The 17,699-nt window shown below is 71.6% G+C and carries 14 protein-coding genes; 8 read left to right on the forward strand and 6 right to left on the reverse strand.

Going from position 1 to position 17,699, the window contains the following annotated elements:
• Positions 1–97 precede the first annotated feature (97 nt).
• The 4 genes from OG403_RS24035 (at position 98) to OG403_RS24050 (ending at position 3,245) form a co-directional block, all read left to right on the forward strand.
• On the forward strand, positions 98–409 hold the full coding sequence (locus OG403_RS24035; protein WP_329567703.1) for a DUF3817 domain-containing protein: 312 nt from the start codon (positions 98–100) through the stop codon (positions 407–409).
• A 65-nt stretch (positions 410–474) separates the two neighbouring features.
• Positions 475–999 (forward strand): MarR family winged helix-turn-helix transcriptional regulator, encoded by a 525-nt coding sequence (locus OG403_RS24040; RefSeq protein WP_329567705.1) that lies wholly within the window; start codon positions 475–477, stop codon positions 997–999.
• 63 nt (positions 1,000–1,062) lie between these two features.
• Positions 1,063–1,404, forward strand: a complete 342-nt coding sequence (locus OG403_RS24045; RefSeq protein ID WP_329567707.1) for a DUF3817 domain-containing protein — start codon at positions 1,063–1,065, stop codon at positions 1,402–1,404.
• A 155-nt stretch (positions 1,405–1,559) separates the two neighbouring features.
• Positions 1,560–3,245, forward strand: a complete 1,686-nt coding sequence (locus OG403_RS24050; RefSeq protein WP_329567709.1) for an acyl-CoA mutase large subunit family protein — start codon at positions 1,560–1,562, stop codon at positions 3,243–3,245.
• An 83-nt stretch (positions 3,246–3,328) separates the two neighbouring features.
• Here OG403_RS24050 and OG403_RS24055 read toward each other — a convergent pair whose 3' ends face one another.
• Positions 3,329–3,985, reverse strand: a complete 657-nt coding sequence (locus tag OG403_RS24055) for a TetR/AcrR family transcriptional regulator (protein WP_442910967.1) — start codon at positions 3,983–3,985, stop codon at positions 3,329–3,331.
• A gap of 351 nt (positions 3,986–4,336) precedes the next feature.
• On the opposite strand from OG403_RS24055, the gene trxA reads away from it, so the two are divergent.
• The 4 genes from trxA (at position 4,337) to OG403_RS24075 (ending at position 8,817) form a co-directional block, all read left to right on the forward strand.
• Complete coding sequence (gene trxA / locus OG403_RS24060; protein WP_329567713.1) at positions 4,337–5,332, forward strand: thioredoxin; 996 nt, start codon at positions 4,337–4,339, stop codon at positions 5,330–5,332.
• Between the two features lie 678 nt (positions 5,333–6,010).
• Entirely contained in the window at positions 6,011–6,673 is a 663-nt protein-coding gene (locus OG403_RS24065) for a DUF6230 family protein (protein WP_329567715.1), read from the forward strand.
• Between the two features lie 168 nt (positions 6,674–6,841).
• Entirely contained in the window at positions 6,842–7,423 is a 582-nt protein-coding gene (locus OG403_RS24070; RefSeq protein WP_329567717.1) for a DUF6114 domain-containing protein, read from the forward strand.
• The gene (locus tag OG403_RS24075) at positions 7,420–8,817 is read left to right on the forward strand and encodes a hypothetical protein (RefSeq protein ID WP_329567719.1); all 1,398 of its coding nucleotides are present in this window, start codon (positions 7,420–7,422) and stop codon (positions 8,815–8,817) included. The genes OG403_RS24070 and OG403_RS24075 overlap by 4 nt, the downstream gene beginning before the upstream one ends.
• Before the next feature lie 70 nt (positions 8,818–8,887).
• On the opposite strand, the gene pyk is transcribed toward OG403_RS24075, so the two are convergent.
• The 5 genes from pyk to glgB all read right to left on the reverse strand — a co-directional run bounded on the left by pyk (position 8,888) and on the right by glgB (position 17,663).
• Positions 8,888–10,321, reverse strand: a complete 1,434-nt coding sequence (gene pyk, locus OG403_RS24080; RefSeq protein ID WP_329567721.1) for a pyruvate kinase — start codon at positions 10,319–10,321, stop codon at positions 8,888–8,890.
• A gap of 62 nt (positions 10,322–10,383) precedes the next feature.
• Positions 10,384–11,589 (reverse strand): acetate kinase, encoded by a 1,206-nt coding sequence (locus tag OG403_RS24085; RefSeq protein ID WP_329567722.1) that lies wholly within the window; start codon positions 11,587–11,589, stop codon positions 10,384–10,386.
• Positions 11,586–13,745 (reverse strand): phosphate acetyltransferase, encoded by a 2,160-nt coding sequence (gene pta, locus OG403_RS24090; protein WP_329567724.1) that lies wholly within the window; start codon positions 13,743–13,745, stop codon positions 11,586–11,588. The genes OG403_RS24085 and pta overlap by 4 nt, the downstream gene beginning before the upstream one ends.
• Positions 13,746–13,923: 178 nt before the next feature.
• On the reverse strand, positions 13,924–15,099 hold the full coding sequence (locus tag OG403_RS24095) for an alpha/beta hydrolase (RefSeq protein WP_329567726.1): 1,176 nt from the start codon (positions 15,097–15,099) through the stop codon (positions 13,924–13,926).
• 185 nt (positions 15,100–15,284) lie between these two features.
• A complete protein-coding gene (gene glgB / locus OG403_RS24100) occupies positions 15,285–17,663 on the reverse strand; it encodes a 1,4-alpha-glucan branching enzyme (RefSeq protein ID WP_442910968.1) in 2,379 nt (792 codons plus the stop codon).
• Positions 17,664–17,699: the final 36 nt, after the last annotated feature.

The following is a 17,699-nucleotide window of genomic DNA, read 5'->3' on the forward strand; positions in this document are numbered from 1 at the left end:
CACCCCGGGGCGGTCCGGGCCGGGCGCTCTGCTCATAATGGGCGTTGGCTTGTGCCCCCGTTCACAAGCGACACCGTCACCTGTGAGGTCCTCCGTCATGCAGCACAGCGCCGCCCACCGCCTGCGTCTCGTCTCCGGCCCCGAAGGCCTGTCCTTCATCCTTCTGCTGGTCGGGATGATCTTCAAGTACAACACCAGCTTCAACCCGGTCCCGGTGCTCGGCATGATCCACGGGATGCTCTTCCTCGCCTACGTGGCCTTCCTCGGCCTGGCCTGGCAGAAGCAGGGCTGGGGCGTCAAGCGGGTGGCGCTGCTCTTCGTCCTCTCGGTGCTGCCGACCGGCGGCTTCTTCGCCGAGCGGATGCTGGCCAAGGAGGAGCGCGGCGAGCTGGTGCCGGCCACCGCCTGATCCGGTGGTCCCACCATGCGGGCCGTCCGGCGAGTGCCGGGCGGCCCGCCGGTACGGTGTGGGGCGTGGCCAAACCCCTCGCGCTCGACTTCGACCCGATCGCCCGTGCCGACGAACTGTGGGCCCGTCGCTGGGGCGGGGCGCCGGCGATGGCCGCGATCACGTCGGTGATGCGGGCCCAACAGATCCTGCTGGGCCGCCTCGACGCGGTGGTCAAGCCGTACGGGCTGACCTTCGCCCGCTACGAGGCGCTGGTGCTGCTCACCTTCAGTCGCACCGGTGAACTGTCGCTCTCCAAGATCGGCGAGCGGCTGATGGTCCACCCGACCAGCGTCACCAACACGGTGGACCGGCTGGAGAAGGCCGGCCTGGTCTCCCGGCGTCCCAACCCGCTGGACGGCCGCGGCGTGCTGGCCGCGATCACCGCGCACGGCCGGGAGGTGGTCGAGCAGGCCACCCGGGAGCTGATGGCGATCGACTTCGGGCTGGAGTCCTACGACGAGGACCAGTGCCGACAGGTGTTCGAGCTGCTCAGGCCGCTGCGGGTGGCGGCGGGCGACTTCGCCGAGCCCCCCGCGCAGTCCGGGTGAAAACTGCGGTTACCCTCGGATGAGCCGTCCTACCCCCGTGACAGAACGAAGGCTGGCCCGAACATGAAGCAGAGCGTGCTGACCCGCTACCGGGCCATGGCTTATCTGACCGGTGTGCTGCTGATCCTGCTGACCATCGGCGTGATCGCCAAGTACCTGCTCAAGATCGACGGGGCGGACGGCTTCGTCACCGCCGTGGGTATCGCGCACGGCTGGCTCTACGTGGTCTACCTGGTCTTCGCCTTCGACCTCGGCAGCAAGGCCAAGATGCCGCTCGGCAAGCTGGCCTGGATGCTGCTCGCCGGCACCGTGCCGACCGCCGCCTTCTTCGTGGAGCGCAAGGTCTCGCGTGAGCTCGCGCCGCTCTTCGCACCGGCCGAGGGCAAGCAGCCGGTCGGCGCCTGACCCGTGGTCGTCGCCGAAGGCCCCCATCGCGACGGTGGGGGCCTTCGGCGTATTCGCGGGCGCTTGGCGTCGGGTCGGCATCGACAAGTACTAGGACGTCCGAGTAAATTTCCAGGGAGTCCCACCATCGAGAGACCGAGCGGGAGCTGAGCCCCATGGACGCCGAGGACATCGAGCGCGGCAGGCAGCGTTGGCAGCAGCGCTACGACAGCGCCCGCAAGCGGGACGCCGACTTCACCACCCTGTCCGGCGACACGGTGGAGCCGGTCTACGGCCCGCCGGCCGGCCAGGCCCACGAGGGCTTCGAGCGGATCGGTTGGCCGGGCGAGTACCCGTACACCCGCGGCCTGCACCCCACCGGCTACCGCGGCCGGACCTGGACCATCCGGCAGTTCGCCGGCTTCGGCAACGCCGAGCAGACCAACGAGCGCTACCGGATGATCCTGGAGGCCGGCGGCGGCGGCCTCTCGGTGGCCTTCGACATGCCGACCCTGATGGGGTACGACTCCGACGACGCCCGCTCGCTGGGCGAGGTCGGCCACTGCGGGGTCGCGATCGACTCGGCCGCCGACATGGAGGTGCTCTTCAAGGGCATCCCGCTGGGCGACGTGACCACCTCGATGACGATCAGCGGCCCGGCCGTGCCGATCTTCTGCATGTACCTGGTGGCCGCCGAGCGGCAGGGCGTGGACCCCTCGGTGCTCAACGGCACCCTGCAGACGGACATCTTCAAGGAGTACATCGCGCAGAAGGAGTGGCTCTTCTCGCCCGAGCCGCACCTGCGCCTGATCGGCGACCTGATGGAGTACTGCGCCGAGGGCATCCCCGCCTACAAGCCGCTCTCGGTCTCCGGCTACCACATCCGCGAGGCCGGAGCCACGGCCGCGCAGGAGCTCGCCTACACGCTGGCCGACGGCTTCGCCTACGTGGAGCTGGGCCTGTCCCGGGGCATGGACGTGGACGTGTTCGCCCCCGGCCTGTCCTTCTTCTTCGACGCCCACCTGGACTTCTTCGAGGAGATCGCCAAGTTCCGTGCCGCGCGCCGGATCTGGGCCCGCTGGCTGCGCGAGGCGTACGGCGCCAAGACCGACAAGGCGCAGTGGCTGCGCTTCCACACCCAGACCGCGGGTGTCTCGCTGACCGCGCAGCAGCCGTACAACAACGTGGTGCGCACCGCCGTCGAGGCGCTCTCGGCGGTGCTCGGCGGCACCAACTCGCTGCACACCAACGCGCTGGACGAGACCCTCGCGCTGCCCTCCGAGCAGGCCGCCGAGATCGCGCTGCGCACCCAGCAGGTGCTGATGGAGGAGACCGGGGTGGCCAACGTGGCCGACCCGCTGGGCGGCTCCTGGTACGTCGAGGCGCTGACCGACCGGATCGAGGCGCAGGCCGAGGAGATCTTCGCCAGGATCCTCGCCAAGGGCAGCCCGGACCACGCGATCGGCCCGATGACGGCCGGCATCCTGCGCGGGATCGAGGACGGCTTCTTCACCGGTGAGATCGCCGAGGCCGCCTTCCAGTACCAGCAGGCGGTGGAGAAGGGCGAGAAGCGGGTGGTCGGGGTCAACTGCTTCCCGAAGTCGGTGACCCCGGAGCTGGAGATCCTGCGGGTCAGCCACGAGGTGGAGCGCGAGCAGGTGCGGGTGCTGGGCGCGCGCAAGGCCGCCCGGGACGAGGCGGCGGTGCGGGCCGGTCTGGACGCGATGCTGGCGGCGGCGCGGGACGGGGCGAACATGATCCCGCCGATGCTGCAGGCGGTGCGGGCCGAGGCCACGCTGGGCGAGATCTGCGACGCGCTGCGCGCGGAGTGGGGGATCTACCGGGAGCCGGCCGGCTTCTGAGTCCGTGGCACGACGAGGCCGCCGGAGGGGAGCAGCTGCTCCCCTCCGGCGGCCTCGTCGTGCCGGCGGCCCCGCGGCGGGCCTCAGCAGCTCTGGTAGAGCCCGGGGTTGAGCAGCAGCTCGGTGAACCGGCGGATCCACTGCGGGGTGACCGGCTCACCGATCACCAGCATCCGGTGCTCGACCGCGCCCGCGATGGTGTCGAAGATGATGTCGATCTGCTCGGCCGCCGCCAGCGGGTCGGGCTCGGCGGCCAGTTCGCCGCGGGCCAGCGCGTGCGCCAGCCCCTGGTGCACCAGCACCTTCTGCGGATCGACGATGTGCTCGCGGATCCGCTGGCGCAGCTGCGGGTCGCGGCTGCCCTCGGCGAAGACGGCGAGCAGCGCGGCCTGGCTCTCCGGGCGGGCCAGCACGGATGCGAACTGCGCGACCACGTCCTCGATGTCGGCCTGCAGGCTGCCCAGATCGGCCACCGCCAGCTCGTCGAAGAGGCTGGCCACGGCGTCCACCACCAGCTCGTTCTTGGACGGCCAGCGGCGGTACAGGGTGGTCTTGGCGACGCCGGCCCGCAGCGCGACGTGGCCCATGGTCAGTCCGCCCCAGCCGAGTTCGGCCAGCGCCTCCCGGGTCGCGTCGAGGATCGCCTGATCCGCGGCGGCGCTGCGCGGGCGGCCCTTGCTGCGGGACGGGGCGCGGGACTGGGCCGGCTGCGGGGTGGGGGCCACCGGGCCTCCTTGCATGTACTGACGAGTAGCTTGGGTGGGGGTTGCAACCGTATCGACAGTTGGTCGGCAAGGAAAGTGGCCCACATCACGCACTTGACACTTGAGTGGGACTTGCGTTCCGGGGGCGGGGCACAGATACGCTACGACCTGTAGCGAATAGAGCGGCAACCACGTGCCGGCCCTGTGGGAGGGGCGGGTGCGGGGCGCGGGTGGGGATCCGCGCCGCTGACGAAAGACGGCTACCAGGTAGCCGGCTCCGCACTGTAGGGGAGCGGAGCCGGCGCAAGGGCGCTCCGGGCACGGTTCGATGCGGGCTTTCCCGGCGGATGGTGCCCGGCAATCGCGCGGACGGGGGAGGATGGTTCCATGCAGCCACGGAACACGCATCTGAACAGCTCCGCCTCCATGCGCGGTGTGGTCGACCTCGCCGCGGTGAAGGCGGCCGGCGAGGCCGCGCAGAAGGCCGAGCAGGCCCGGGCCGAACGCGCCCGCCAGGCCGAGTCCGGCGAGGCCGGCGCGATGGCGGCCCCGGGCGTCGGCTACCAGTTGGTCATCGACGTCACCGAGGACACCTTCGAGGAGGAGGTCGTCCAGCGCTCCACCGAGGTTCCGGTGGTGGTCGACTTCTGGGCCGAGTGGTGCGGCCCCTGCAAGCAGCTGAGCCCGATCCTGGAGCGCCTGGCCGAGGAGTACGCCGGCCAGATCGTGCTGGCCAAGATCGACGTCGACCAGAACCAGCTGATCGCCCAGCAGTTCGGCATCCAGAGCATCCCGGCCGTGATGGCCGTGGTGGCGGGGCAGTTGGTGCCGCTCTTCCAGGGGGCCGAGAACGAGAGCAATGTCCGCAAGGTGCTCGACCAGCTGATCGCGGTGGCCGAGCAGCGCTTCGGCATCGTGGGCGGCACCGGCGTGCCCGCCGAGGCTGCGGCCGACCTGCCGGGCGCGCCCGAGGACCCGGCGCTGGCCGCCGCGCACGAGGCGCTGGACCGCGGTGACCTGGGCGGTGCGGTTCAGGCCTACCAGAACGTGCTGAGCGAGCAGCCGGGCAATGTCGAGGCACAGCTGGGCCTGGCCCAGGCCGAGTTGCTGCGCCGGGTGCAGGAGTTGGACCCGCAGGCGGTGCGCACCGCCGCCGCGGCCGACCCCAAGGACATCCAGGCCCAGCTGGACGCGGCCGATCTGGACCTGGTGGGCGGCCACGTCGAGGACGCCTTCGGGCGGTTGGTGGACACCGTGGGCCGGACTGCCGGAGCCGATCGGAACATCGCGCGGGTCCGCCTGCTGGAGCTCTTCGAGGTGATCGGCGCGGACGACCCGCGGGTCACCGCGGCACGGAGCGCGCTGGCGCGGGTCCTGTTCTGACCCGGCCTGCGCCGGCCTGGCCTGCGCTGACCGGGCTTTGCTGACGCGGCCTCGGGTGTCGCCGATGGCACGGCGGGTGACCTGCGGTGTCGTCAGTGATCAGCGGTGATAAGGCGACATTCGTGTCAACCCCGTGAGGGTTTATCAAATCTTGACAACACCGGCGCGCGGTCACCAGAGGTGACCGCGCGCCGGTGTTTCCTTCCTGTTTCCAGGAGATTTCTGCGAAGCCGCGGCCGGATTTCGTCACACTGCGTTGATGTCATGGACGTGCCATGATCATCGAGCCTCCATATTGGATTACCCGTCAGTAACGCACCCCTTGTGCTTCGGCCGGGATTCCAGCACGATCGGCCACGCCTGGTCCCTCACTTCACTCACCGGCAGTCTGCCGGACATGTGCGGTGCGGGATCCCCACCGGGTAACCGCCGGCGCTGATCGGCGGTTGAAGGACAGGGGGGTGTCCGCGTCCCACCGCGGTTCCTGTCCTTTGTCGGCCGCGCGGCCCCGCGCGGTCGGTTGGTTGTCGCTCGGGGGTGATCGCCCGTCGTCAGGTTGTCCTGCTCGACGGCGGCGCTATCGGCTACCGAGGACGTAGCTCTTCTCCCATCCCAGGACGGGATCCGCGCAGCGTGTCGGACCCGACCGGAGATGTACGTCCGAGAAGGAGGACACGCATGTCCCAGACTTATGGCAAGACCCGCTGGAAGCGCTTCGCCCTCGTCATGGTGCCCAGCATCGCCGCCACCGCCGTCGTCGGTGTCAGCATCGCGCAGAGCGCGCTGGCCGCCTCGTTCAGCGTCTCCGGTCAGCAGTTCAAGGTGACCGCCGACCAGCTGCACGGCACCAACTTCGCGCAGTTCGGCTCGGTCGACGTGGGTGCCGACAAGAGCACGCACGTGGTCGCGATCTCCGCGTTCGACACGGCCAGCATCCACAACCTGTGCCAGTCCGTGGTCTACAACCTGGGCCCGCTGGGCACCTACACCCTGCAGCTGCACGCCGGCACCGCGGCGGTCGCGAGCAGTGGTCTGGCCACCGACCCGAACCAGGTCCAGGCCAAGGACCTGCTGATCGACCTGAACAGCCTTCAGGCCGACGCGACCTTCCAGCAGATCAACATCGGCCAGGACGCCTCCACCCTGACCGGCTCCGCCACCCAGAACTGGAAGGCGGCGGACGGCAGCTCCAAGCCGACCGGCGCCCTGGGCTTCGCCCAGTCCGCCCCGGTGGCCGACCTGAACAACGTCAAGCAGACCGCCTGGGCGACCTCGGCGGGCACCTTCTCGCTGCCGGGCCTGAACCTGAACATCGTGTCGGGTGACCAGGAGTGCTACTAATCCGTCCTTGACGGTGTGTCCGGCCCAGCCGGGCACCCGGTACGGATGAACGGATGACCCGAGGCCGCCCGAGCGGCCCCGGCGACCAGGGGGCGGCGCGAATCGAGCCGTCCCCTGGCCGCACACCCCCAGCTCTTCCCCTCGGACAGATCCACGAGGAGTTCCATCGTGACCAGCGCAACTGCCCCCCTCTGGCCCGACGGTGCCGGCCTGCCCACCCGGGCGCGGCTGAGGTTCCGGGCCTGGCGCCGGACCCGGCCGTTCTGGGGCGGCCTGATCTCGGTGGTCGGTGGGGTGCCGATCCTGTACTTCCCGTATGCGCACCTGACCCTGTCGGGCGTGACGATCGCGATGGCCACCACGGCCGGCGCCGGCTCGCTGGTGATCGGGCTGCTGATGATCGCGCTCGGCGTCTCGGCCTGGTTCCAGCCGGCCACCAGGGTCTTCTGCGGCATCGCGGTCACCATCCTGTCGCTGATCTCGATCCCGGTCTCCAACCTCGGCGGCTTCGGGATGGGGCTGATCCTCGGCCTGCTCGGCGGCGGTCTGCTCTGCGCCTGGGCGCCGCTCAAGGAGCCGAAGCCGGTGGCCGACACGGCAGTTGACCCGGGCGTGGCGATGTCCGTCCCGGCGCAGGCGACAGCGGCGGAAGCCGTCGCCGAGCCCGCTGCCGAGACCGTCCAGCTCCCCGGGCAGGCCGCCGCCGTCGACCAGCCCGCGGTGATCGAGCAGGCGGGAGACGTGGAGTGAGCGGCACCGGGGGAGAGCGGGCAGCGGAACCGGCCGAGGGGCCCCGGCACGCCGCGCCCCGGGTGAGCGGCCGCAAGCGGGCCAAGCTGCTGGCCTTCACCGCGGTGCCGACCGCGCTGCTGATGGGCACCACCGTGCTGCCCGAGCTGGCCTCCGCCGCGACCACCGCCGCCGGCAGCTCCTGCGCGCCCGCCGCGAACGCCCCGGTGACCATCACCCAGGTTCCCAAGAGCCAGCTGACCCCGGTCCCGGACCCGACCGCCGGGAAGACCAAGGCCTCGACGACCGGCGCCGGCCAGACGGTCAGTGCCGCCTTCGTCTCGCCGAACGCGGGCCCGGCGGCGCAGCAGCAGGCCGCCGCCGCCGTCACCAGTCACGTGGTGCAGGCGGACGACAGTGGCGGCAGTGGCGGCGGCGGCCTGATCGGCGACATCATCAACGGCATCGCCGGGATCTTCGACCCGAACCACCAGGACCAGCAGCAGCCGAAGCCGACCCCGGTCACCCCGCCCGCCGCCCCCCGGGTCGGCGCCCCGGTCACCCCGGTCACCCCGAGCACCCCGGCGCCGAACGCCGCCCAGCCCAGCACGGCCGCCGGCACCTCGAGCGCCCCGGCGGCCGGCGGCGCCACCCCGTCCGCGCCGAGCAGCGCGCCCGCCGGTGCCCCCGGCACGGCCCCGAGCGGCTCGCCCAGCGCCCCGGCCTCCAGTGCCTCGAGCACCCCCAGTGCCTCGAGCACCCCCAGCGCCTCGAGCACTCCCAGCCCGACCGCTGCCGCCCCCACCGCTCCCGCCGCGGTCGCCTCCGCCCTCGCGAAGGGCGACACCCGCCCGCTCTGCCCGGTGGACACCAGCAACGTGGCGGCCGCGGCCGTGCCCGGCGGGCAGGTGGTGCCGGACCAGAACTGGACCCTGAACACCACCCGGCTCGCGCTGCACGGTGCGGTCTTCGGCGGGGTCTACGAGGTGAACACCCCGACCACCACCAAGCGGGTGCTCAAGTTCACCGTCAGCTCGGTGGACATCGACAACCTCGACATGTCGACAATCGAGGACACCGGGCACGGCAGCACCCCGCCCGAGACCTTCCACGTCAAGGGCGCTCCCGGCAGCACCTCGACCATGGTCGACGGCCCGATCACGATGTACGTGGAGAGCCTCAGCGGCGAGCTGTCCGCGCTCTACGGCATCCCGCTGCCGCCCCTGGGCACCATCACGCTGACCCCCGACACGCTGCCGACCTGGCTCTACGACCTGATCGGCGCGGTCCCGATCCCGCTCGACATCACCATGACCGGGGTCACCGCGATCCAGGCCGGCCAGTTCGGCGGCACCCTGCACATCCCGGGCATGCAGCTCTACAACGACACCGCGCCCTACCCGTACGGGCACTGACGCCCCGGCGGCAAGCCGACGGGCCCCCTGCGAAGCTTCGCAGGGGGCCCGTCGTGCCGCTGACGCGGACTCAGTTGCCGTGGTGGCGCGAGCCCAGGTGGTGCACCTGGACCATGTTGGTGTTGCCGGGGATGCCGGGGGGCGAGCCGGCCGTGACGATGGCGGTGTCGCCCTCGTTCAGCCGCTTCATCGACAGCAGCTCGCGGTCGACCTGCAGCACCATCTCGTCGGTGGTGGCCACCTGCTCGGTCACGTACGCCTCCACGCCCCAGCTCAGCGAGAGCTGGTTGCGGGTGGCCGCGTCCGGGGTGAAGGCGATCACCGGGATCGGCGAGCGGTAGCGGGACAGGCGGCGGGCGGTGTCACCGGACTTGGTGAAGGCCACCAGCGCCTTGGCGTCCAGGAAGTCGCCCAGCTCGCAGGCCGCGCGGGCGACCGAGCCGCCCTGGGTGCGGGGCTTGCGGCCCGGGTTGAGCGGCTGCAGGCCCTGGGCCAGCAGCTCCTCCTCGGCCTGCTCGGCGATCCGACTCATCGTCTTGACCGTCTCGACCGGGAACTTACCGACGCTGGACTCGGCGGAGAGCATCACCGCGTCCGTGCCGTCCAGGATCGCGTTGGCCACGTCGGAGACCTCGGCGCGGGTCGGGCGCGAGGCGTGGATCATCGACTCCATCATCTGGGTGGCGACGATGACCGGCTTGGCGTTGCGGCGGGCCAGCGTGATCAGCTTCTTCTGGACCAGCGGCACCTTCTCCAGCGGGTACTCCACGGCCAGGTCGCCACGGGCCACCATGATCGCGTCGAAGGCGAGGACGATCTCCTCCATCGCCTCGACCGCCTGCGGCTTCTCGATCTTGGCGATGACCGGGACCCGGATCCCGACCTCGTCCATCACCTTGTGCACGTCGTCGATGTCGCCGGCGTTGCGCACGAAGGAGAGGGCGACCATGTCGACGCCCAGGTTGAGCGCGAAGCGCAGGTCGTCCTTGTCCTTCTCGGAGAGCGCGGGCACGTTGACGGCCGCGCCGGGCAGGTTGATGCCCTTGTTGTTGGAGAGCACCCCGCCCTCGATCACCACGGTCTTCACCCGCGGGCCGTCGACGCTGACGACCTCCAGGGCGATGACGCCATCGTTGATCAGGATCGGGTCGCCGGGCTTCACATCGCCGGGCAGGCCCTTGTAGGTGGTGCCGCAGATGTACTGGTCACCGGGGACGTCTTCGGTGGTGATGGTGAACGTGTCGCCGTTGTCAACGGTCACCGGGCCGTTGGCGAAGGTCGCCAGACGGATCTTGGGGCCTTGCAGGTCGGCCAGCACACCGATGGTGCGGCCGGTGTCCTGGGACACCTGGCGGACCTTGCGGTACCGCTCCTCGTGCTCCGCGTGGGAGCCGTGGCTCATGTTCAGACGGGCGACGTTCATGCCCGCTTCGACGATGGCCTTCAGCTGTTCGTAGGAGTCCGTGGCCGGACCCAGGGTGCAGACAATTTTCGCTCGGCGCATATCGATGATCCTATCCGTAGGAGTTATTCCCGGGGATTGGGACGAACCTCCGATCACAGCTGTTAACTGTTTCGGACCAGTGCGTACGCCTGCTGGGCGATCTCCAGCTCCTCGTCGGTGGGCACCACGGCCACGGTGACCCGGGAGAAGGCGGGCGAGATCACCCGGGCTCGGCCGGAACGGACCGAGTTCAGCTCCGGGTCCACCGCGATCCCCAGCGCCTCCAGACCGGCGGTCGCCGCCGCGCGCACCGGCGCCGCGTTCTCGCCCACCCCGGCGGTGAAGGCGATCGCGTCCACCCGTCCGAGCACCGCGTAGTAGCCGCCCAGGTACTTGCGCAGCCGGTGGATGTAGGCGTCGAAGGCCAGTGCGGCGGCCTGGTCGCCGGCCTCGGCGCGGCGCACGATCTCGCGCATGTCGTTGTCCCCGCACAGGCCCAGCAGGCCGCTGCGCCGGTTCAGCAGGTCGTCGATCTCGTCGATCGACAGGCCGCCGACCCGGTGCAGGTGGAAGATCACGCCCGGGTCGATATCGCCCGACCGGGTGCCCATCACCAGGCCCTCCAACGGGGTCAGCCCCATCGAGGTGTCCACGCAGACCCCGCCGGCCACCGCCGAGGCGGAGGCCCCGTTGCCCAGGTGCAGCACGATCAGGTTGAGTTCGGCGGGGTCCCGGCCGAGCAGCCGCGCGGTGGCCCGGGCGACGTACTGGTGCGAGGTGCCGTGGAAGCCGTAGCGGCGCACCCGGTGCTCGTCGGCGACGGCGGTGTCGATCGCGTAGCGGGCCGCGTACTCGGGGATCGTGGTGTGGAAGGCGGTGTCGAAGACCGCGATCTGCGGCAGGTCGGGACGCAGCGACCGGGCCACCTCGATGCCGACGATGTTGGCCGGGTTGTGCAGCGGGGCCACCGGCACCAGGCGGCGGATCTCGGTCAGCACCTCGTCGTTCACCACGGTCGGCGCGGTGAAGCGCTTGCCGCCGTGCACCACCCGGTGGCCGATCGCGGCGAGTTCGGGGGAGTCCAGGCCCAGGCCGTCGGCGGCCAGCTCCTCGGCCACCGCCCGCAGCGCGGCGGTGTGGTCGGGGAACGGCCGCGCCGACTCGCGCCGCTCGCCGCCGTGCGGGGTGTGCAGCAGCCGGCCGCCGGGCTCGCCGATCCGCTCCACCAGGCCGAGCGCCAGCCGCTCGCCGTCCACCATGTCGATCAGCTGGTACTTGACCGACGAGGAGCCGGCGTTGAGCACCAGGATCCGGGTCGCCTCGGTCATGCGCTCTGCTCCTTCTCGTCCTGGCCCGCGCTCTGCTCCCGCTGGGCCTGGATGGCGGTGATCGCCACGGTGTTGACGATGTCCTGCACCAGCGCGCCGCGGGACAGGTCGTTGACCGGTTTGCGCAGTCCCTGCAGCACCGGTCCGACCGCGACCGCGCCGGCCGAGCGCTGGACGGCCTTGTAGGTGTTGTTGCCGGTGTTCAGGTCCGGGAAGATCAGCACGGTGGCCCGGCCCGCCACCGCGGAGCCCGGCAGCTTGGTTGCGGCGACATGCGGGTCCACCGCCGCGTCGTACTGGATCGGACCCTCCACCAGCAGCTCCGGACGCAGCGCCCGGACCAGCTCGGTGGCCCTGCGCACCTTGTCCACGTCCGCGCCCGTGCCGGAGGTGCCGGTGGAGTAGGAGAGCATCGCCACCCGCGGCTCGACGCCGAAGGCGGCGGCGGTCTCGGCGGACTGGATCGCGATGTCGGCCAGCTGTTGGGCGTCGGGGTCGGGGTTGACCGCGCAGTCGCCGTAGACCAGCACCCGGTCGGCCAGGCACATGAAGAAGACCGAGGAGACGATCGCGGCGCCCGGCGCGGTCTTGATCACCTCGAAGGCCGGCCGGATGGTCGCGGCGGTGGAGTGCACGGCGCCGGAGACCATGGCGTCGGCGATCCCCTCCTGCACCATCAGGGTGCCGAAGTAGCTGACGTCGGTGACCACGTCGTGGGCGAGCTCGACGGTCATGCCCTTGTGCGCGCGCAGCTCGGCGTAGAGCTCGGCGAAGCGCTGGCGCAGCGGGCTGGTGGCCGGGTCGACGATCCGCAGCTCGGCCCGGTCGCCGCCGTCGCCGTGCTCGTCCGGCTGCGGCAGCGTGATGCCCACGCTCGCGGCCTTGCGGCGGACCGCGTCCGGCTCGCCGAGCAGGGTCAGGTCGCAGATGTTGCGGCGCAGCAGGATCTCGGCGGCCCGCAGCACCCGCTCCTCGGTGCCCTCTGGCAGCACCACGTGCCGCCGGGAGCCGCGGGCCCGCTCCAGCAGCTCGTGCTCGAACATCATCGGGGTCACCCGGTCGGACCGGCTCAGCTCGATCCGGCTGGTCAACTCGGCGGTGTCCACGTGCAGTTCGAACAGGCCCAGAGCGATCTCGGCCTTCCGCGGGCTGTCCGAGCCGAGCTTGCCCTCCAGGTGGGTGAGCGCGGCGGCGGTCGGCCAGCTGCCGCCCGGGACCAGCGCGACCGGGGTGCCGGGGGCCAGCCGGGAGGCCAGCGCCAGCACGTCCGGGCCCGGGTGCTGAGCCAGCGTCAGCAGCACCCCGGCGATCGGCGGCGCGCCGGCGGCATGCGCGGCGAGCGAGCCGATCAGCAGGTCGGCCCGGTCGCCGGGGGTCACCACCAGGGCCCCCTCGGTCAGCGCGCCCAGGAAGGTGGGCAGCATCGCGCCGCCGAAGACGAAGCCCCGCACGTCCCGGGCCAGCCCCGGCGCGTCACCGAGCAGCACCTCGGCGCCGGTCGCCTCCACCAGCTGGGCGACGGTCGGCGCGGCCAGCGCCGGCTCCTCGGGGATCACGTAGGCGGGCACCGGCAGCTTGCTGGTCAGTCCGCGCAGCACCGGCTGCTTGGCGCCGGGCGCCACCCGGTTGGCGATCATCGCCAGGGTCGAGCAGCCGAGTTCGGTGTAGGCGCGGTGGGCGCCCAGCACCTCGGCGATCACGGCCGGCGGGTCCTGGTCGTGCCCGCCGACCACCGGCAGCACCCAGGCGCCGAACTCGTTGGCCAGGCGCGCGTTGAAGGCCAGCTCGTCGGGGATGTTGGTGTCCGCGAAGTCGGTGCCGAGCACCAGGACCGCCTGGCACTTGCGCTCCAGCGCGCGGAACCGGTCCACCAGCGCGCTGACCAGCTCGTCCTGCCCCTGGGCGGCCTGCAGCGCGGCGGCCTGCTCGTAGGTCAGCCCGTACAGTTCGGCGGCCGGCGGCTCCAGGCGGTAGCGGGCCCGCAGCAGCTCGACCACGTGGTCGCCGGCGAGCTCCCCGGTGGCCTGCGCGTGCACCAGCGGCCGGAACACCCCCACCCGGTCCACCTGGCGGGTGAGCAGTTCCATGACCCCGAGTTCGACGGCCTGGCGGCCATCCCCCCGGCCGATGCCGGTCACGTACACACTGCGCGCCACGCGTGTCACTCCGTCCGTTGCGGCCCGTTCCGGGTCCAGCTGCGACGACCTGCGGAGTCGGTCGTCGGTTCGACCATACCTTCGCAGTTCGAAGCCGCTGTCGCAGGACGACGGGCCCGGCCGGAGCAAGAGTCGAAGGTCCCGTCCGGGCGGGCCGCAGGGCCCGCCCGGACGGCCGCTACGGTGCCGGGATGAGCGTCGAGAGCCACTCGAAGGCCGGCACCACCAGCGGCTTCCAGGTGCTGATCACGTGCGACCCGGTGGTCTCGAAGGTGGTCACCGAGGTCGGCGACTTGGCGGCCGCCTTGAGCGCCTCCGCGTCCTCGTACCCGTCCCCCTTCTTGCCGGTCTCCCAGAGGCCGACGTTCGGCGGCGTCTGGGAGTGGGTCAGCATGTAGAGCGGGTTGTCGACCACGCGCAGCTTGGGGTCCTGGTAGGTGAGCGAGGCCTTCTCACCGGTGGGGTCGTTGTAGCCGGACATGGCGATCGCGGCCCGGTAGCGGTCGGGGTGGCCGATCGCGAGCCGGTTGGCGCAGTGCGCGCCGGCCGAGAAGCCGGCCAGCGCCCAGCCGGCCGCGGTGTTGTCGGCCCGGAAGTTGTCGATGACCATCTGCGGCACGTCGCGGGAGAGCCAGGTCTCGGCGTTGACCTTGCCCGGCACGTCGGCGCAGCCGGTGTCGGCGTTGTTGAGCAGCTGGACCCGGGGCGAGACCAGGATGAACGGGGTCACCTGGCCGGACTTCATCAGCGCGGAGAGCTGGTTGCTGGCCGCCATGTCGCCGAACCAGGTGCTGGAGCTGCCGGGGTAGCCGGCCAGCAACTCGACCACCGGGAAGGTCTTGTCCTTGTAAGCCGGGTCGTTGTACTGCGGCGGGGTCCAGACCAGCACCTCGCCCTCCACCCCGGAGAGCGGGCCCTTGAGGTCGGTCTGCTGGACGTCCTTGGGCACGGCGTCGGAGCTGGCCGGCTTGAAGGTGAGCGGCTGCTTCTGCCGCGGCGCGCCGGAGGCGGCCGCGGCATCACCGGCCAGGCCGGCGTCCTTCGGTGGGACGGGCACCGAGTGGACGTGGTTGGAGGTGCCCAGCAGGTCGCCCCAGTTGTCGTAGAGCTGGTTGTCGTTGTTGACCAGCACGAAGACCATCGTCACGGCGGTGAACTGGCAGAGCAGGATGGTCGCCAGGTATCCGACGGCGCGCAGCGGCCCGCCGCCTCCGCCTCCGCTCTGGCGGCGCCGGCTGCCGCCGCGGACCGCGGTGCCCTTGTTCCGCGCCCGGAACTGCGCCATGGCCAGCGCGATCGAACCCACGAAGAGGACGATCGTGAGGATGAAGAAGGGGGTGCCTGTCAGTGCCATCGTGCTCTTCGGTATCCAGCTCCTGTGCCACCCGGACCCGCTGCCCGGCGCGAGCTATGACACTAGGGCACGGGTGTTCGGTTGCATGCGATCGGGGAGAGAGCTGAGCAGGGCTCAGCACCGGTCGCCAGGAGCGCGGGTGGGCCGACCGCCCCTGCCCTGGAGCGGTCGGCTGGACGTCGTGCTCAGGCGGGGCGCAGCCAGAGGGTGGCCAGCGGCGGGATGATCAGTTCGGCGCTGCGCGACTGCCCGTTCCAGGCCACCGGCTCGGCCTTGATCACCGGCGGGTTGGCGACCCCGCTGCCGCCGTAGCCCTCGGCATCGGTGTTCAGCGCCTCGGTCCAGAGCTGGTCGGCGCCGCCCAGCGGGGGCAGGCCGACCCGGTAGCCGTGCCGGACCACCGGGGAGAAGTTGCAGACGGCCACCAGCGGCGGCCCGTCGACCGGGAACCGGACGAAGGAGAGCAGGTTGTCCTCGGCCGCGCCGCCGTCCAGCCAGCGGAATCCGTCGGGGCTGGTGTCCTGCTCCCAGAGCGCCGGGGTGGCGCGGTAGACCCGGTTCAGCTCGCCGACCAGCCGCCGCACGCCCTGGTGGTCCTCGGCGGCCGGCCAGCCCTCGTCGAGCACCCACCACTGCGGGCCGTGCTCGTGGTCCCACTCCGCGCCCTGGGCGAACTCCTGTCCCATGAAGAGCAGTTGCTTGCCCGGGTGGGCCCACATGAAGCCGAGGTAGGCGCGGTGGTTGGCCCGCTGCTGCCACCAGTCGCCCGGCATCTTGGCGACCAGCGCGCGCTTGCCGTGCACCACCTCGTCGTGCGAGATCGGCAGCACGTAGTTCTCGGAGTAGGCGTAGACCATCGAGAAGGTGATCTCGTTGTGGTGGTACTTGCGGTGCACGGGCTCCTTGCCGATGTAGACCAGCGAGTCGTGCATCCAGCCCATGTTCCACTTGAGCCCGAAGCCGAGCCCGCCGCCGTCGGTGGGGCGGGTGACGCCGTCCCAGGCGGTGGACTCCTCGGCGATGGTGACCACGCCGGGGCAGCGGCGGTAGACGGTGGCGTTCATCTCCTGGAGGAAGGCGACCGCGTCCAGGTTCTCCCGGCCGCCGAACTGGTTGGGGGCCCACTGCCCGTCCTCGCGGGAGTAGTCGAGGTAGAGCATCGAGGCGACCGCGTCCACCCGCAGGCCGTCGATGTGGAACTCCTCGCACCAGTAGACCGCGTTGGCCACCAGGAAGTTGCGCACCTCGGTACGGCCGTAGTCGAAGGTCAGGGTGCCCCAGTCCGGGTGCTCGGCGCGGCGCGGGTCGGCCGGCTCGTAGAGCGGCTCGCCGTCGAACCGGGCCAGCGCGAAGTCGTCCTTGGGGAAGTGCGCCGGCACCCAGTCCATGATCACCCCGATTCCGGCCCGGTGCAGCGCGTCGACCAGGAACCGGAAGTCGTCCGGCGAGCCCAGCCGCGCGGTCGGCGCGTAGAACCCCGACACCTGGTAGCCCCAGGAACCACCGAACGGATGCTCCAGCACCGGCATGAACTCCACATGCGTGAAGTTCAACCCCCGCAGATACCCCGGCAGTTCCGCCGCCAGCTGACGATACGTCAAGCCGGGCCGCCAGGAAGCAAGATGCAGCTCGTAGATCGACATCGGTGCCCGGTGGTGGTGGGCGCGGGCCCGGCGCTCCAGCCAGGCCGCGTCGCCCCACTCGTACTCGGAGCGGTGCACCATCGAGGCCGTTCCCGGCGGGCACTGGGCGGCCCGGGCCAGCGGGTCGGCCTTCTGCAGCAGGCGGCCGTCCCGGGTGCGGATCTCGTACTTGTAGAGCGTGCCCTCGCCGAGGCCCGGCACGAACAACTCCCAGACGCCGCTGGCACCCAGCGAGCGCATCGGCAGCCCGGTGCCGTCCCAGAAGTTGAAGTCGCCCACCAGGCGCACCCCGGCCGCGTTCGGCGCCCACACGGCGAACGCCACCCCGGCCACCCCGTCCACCACCCGCGGGTGCGACCCCAGCACCCGCCAGAGCTGCTCGTGCCGCCCCTCCCGGATCAGGTGCAGGTCCAACTCACCCAGCGTGGGCGCGAACCGGTAGCCGTCCTCCTGGCCGAGCGGCCCGCCGCCCGGGTAGCGGACCTGCAGCCGGTAGGCCGGGATCGCCGAGCCGGGCAGCAGCCCGGTGAAGAGGCCGGCCTGCTGGTGGGTCAGTTCGGCCGGACCGTAGACGGTCTCGATGGTGACCCGCTCGGCCAGCGGACGCAGCACCCGGATCGCGGTGCCGCCGGTGGTGGGATGGGCGCCGAGCAGGGCGTGCGGGTCGTGGTGCGTGCCGCCGACCAGCCGGTCGATCTCGGCCGGCGGCAGCGGCGCCTCGGCCAGCCGCAGCGCCGGCGCGTCGACCGGGCTGGTGATCGGGCTGCCCGGTTCCGGAGTGGTGGTGGTGACGGGTGCCGTGGTGGCCGGTGCCTCCGACGCGGGCACGTCGCGCCCGGGTGCGGCCGCGCGGGGCCGCGGCCCGCCGCCCGGCAGGAAGGTGGCGGGCACGGTCGGGTTGGTGCGGTCGAGCGGGGCCACGGCGGGGTTCCTCCTGGCGGGGTGTGGGGCAGGGAT

The sequence above is a fragment of the Kitasatospora sp. NBC_01266 genome (genome assembly GCF_036242395.1).
Classification (GTDB): domain Bacteria; phylum Actinomycetota; class Actinomycetes; order Streptomycetales; family Streptomycetaceae; genus Kitasatospora.

Excerpts from the sequence above, each read along its gene's own strand:
- OG403_RS24035 (WP_329567703.1), top strand. The coding sequence starts at position 98 with ATGCAGCACAGCGCCGCCCACCGCCTGCGTCTCGTCTCCGGCCCCGAA.
- OG403_RS24045 (WP_329567707.1), top strand. The coding sequence starts at position 1,063 with ATGAAGCAGAGCGTGCTGACCCGCTACCGGGCCATGGCTTATCTGACC.
- OG403_RS24050 (WP_329567709.1), top strand. The coding sequence starts at position 1,560 with ATGGACGCCGAGGACATCGAGCGCGGCAGGCAGCGTTGGCAGCAGCGC.
- OG403_RS24055 (WP_442910967.1), bottom strand. The coding sequence starts at position 3,985 with ATGCAAGGAGGCCCGGTGGCCCCCACCCCGCAGCCGGCCCAGTCCCGC.
- trxA (WP_329567713.1), top strand. The coding sequence starts at position 4,337 with ATGCAGCCACGGAACACGCATCTGAACAGCTCCGCCTCCATGCGCGGT.
- OG403_RS24065 (WP_329567715.1), top strand. The coding sequence starts at position 6,011 with ATGTCCCAGACTTATGGCAAGACCCGCTGGAAGCGCTTCGCCCTCGTC.
- pyk (WP_329567721.1), bottom strand. The coding sequence starts at position 10,321 with ATGCGCCGAGCGAAAATTGTCTGCACCCTGGGTCCGGCCACGGACTCC.
- OG403_RS24085 (WP_329567722.1), bottom strand. The coding sequence starts at position 11,589 with ATGACCGAGGCGACCCGGATCCTGGTGCTCAACGCCGGCTCCTCGTCG.
- OG403_RS24095 (WP_329567726.1), bottom strand. The coding sequence starts at position 15,099 with ATGGCACTGACAGGCACCCCCTTCTTCATCCTCACGATCGTCCTCTTC.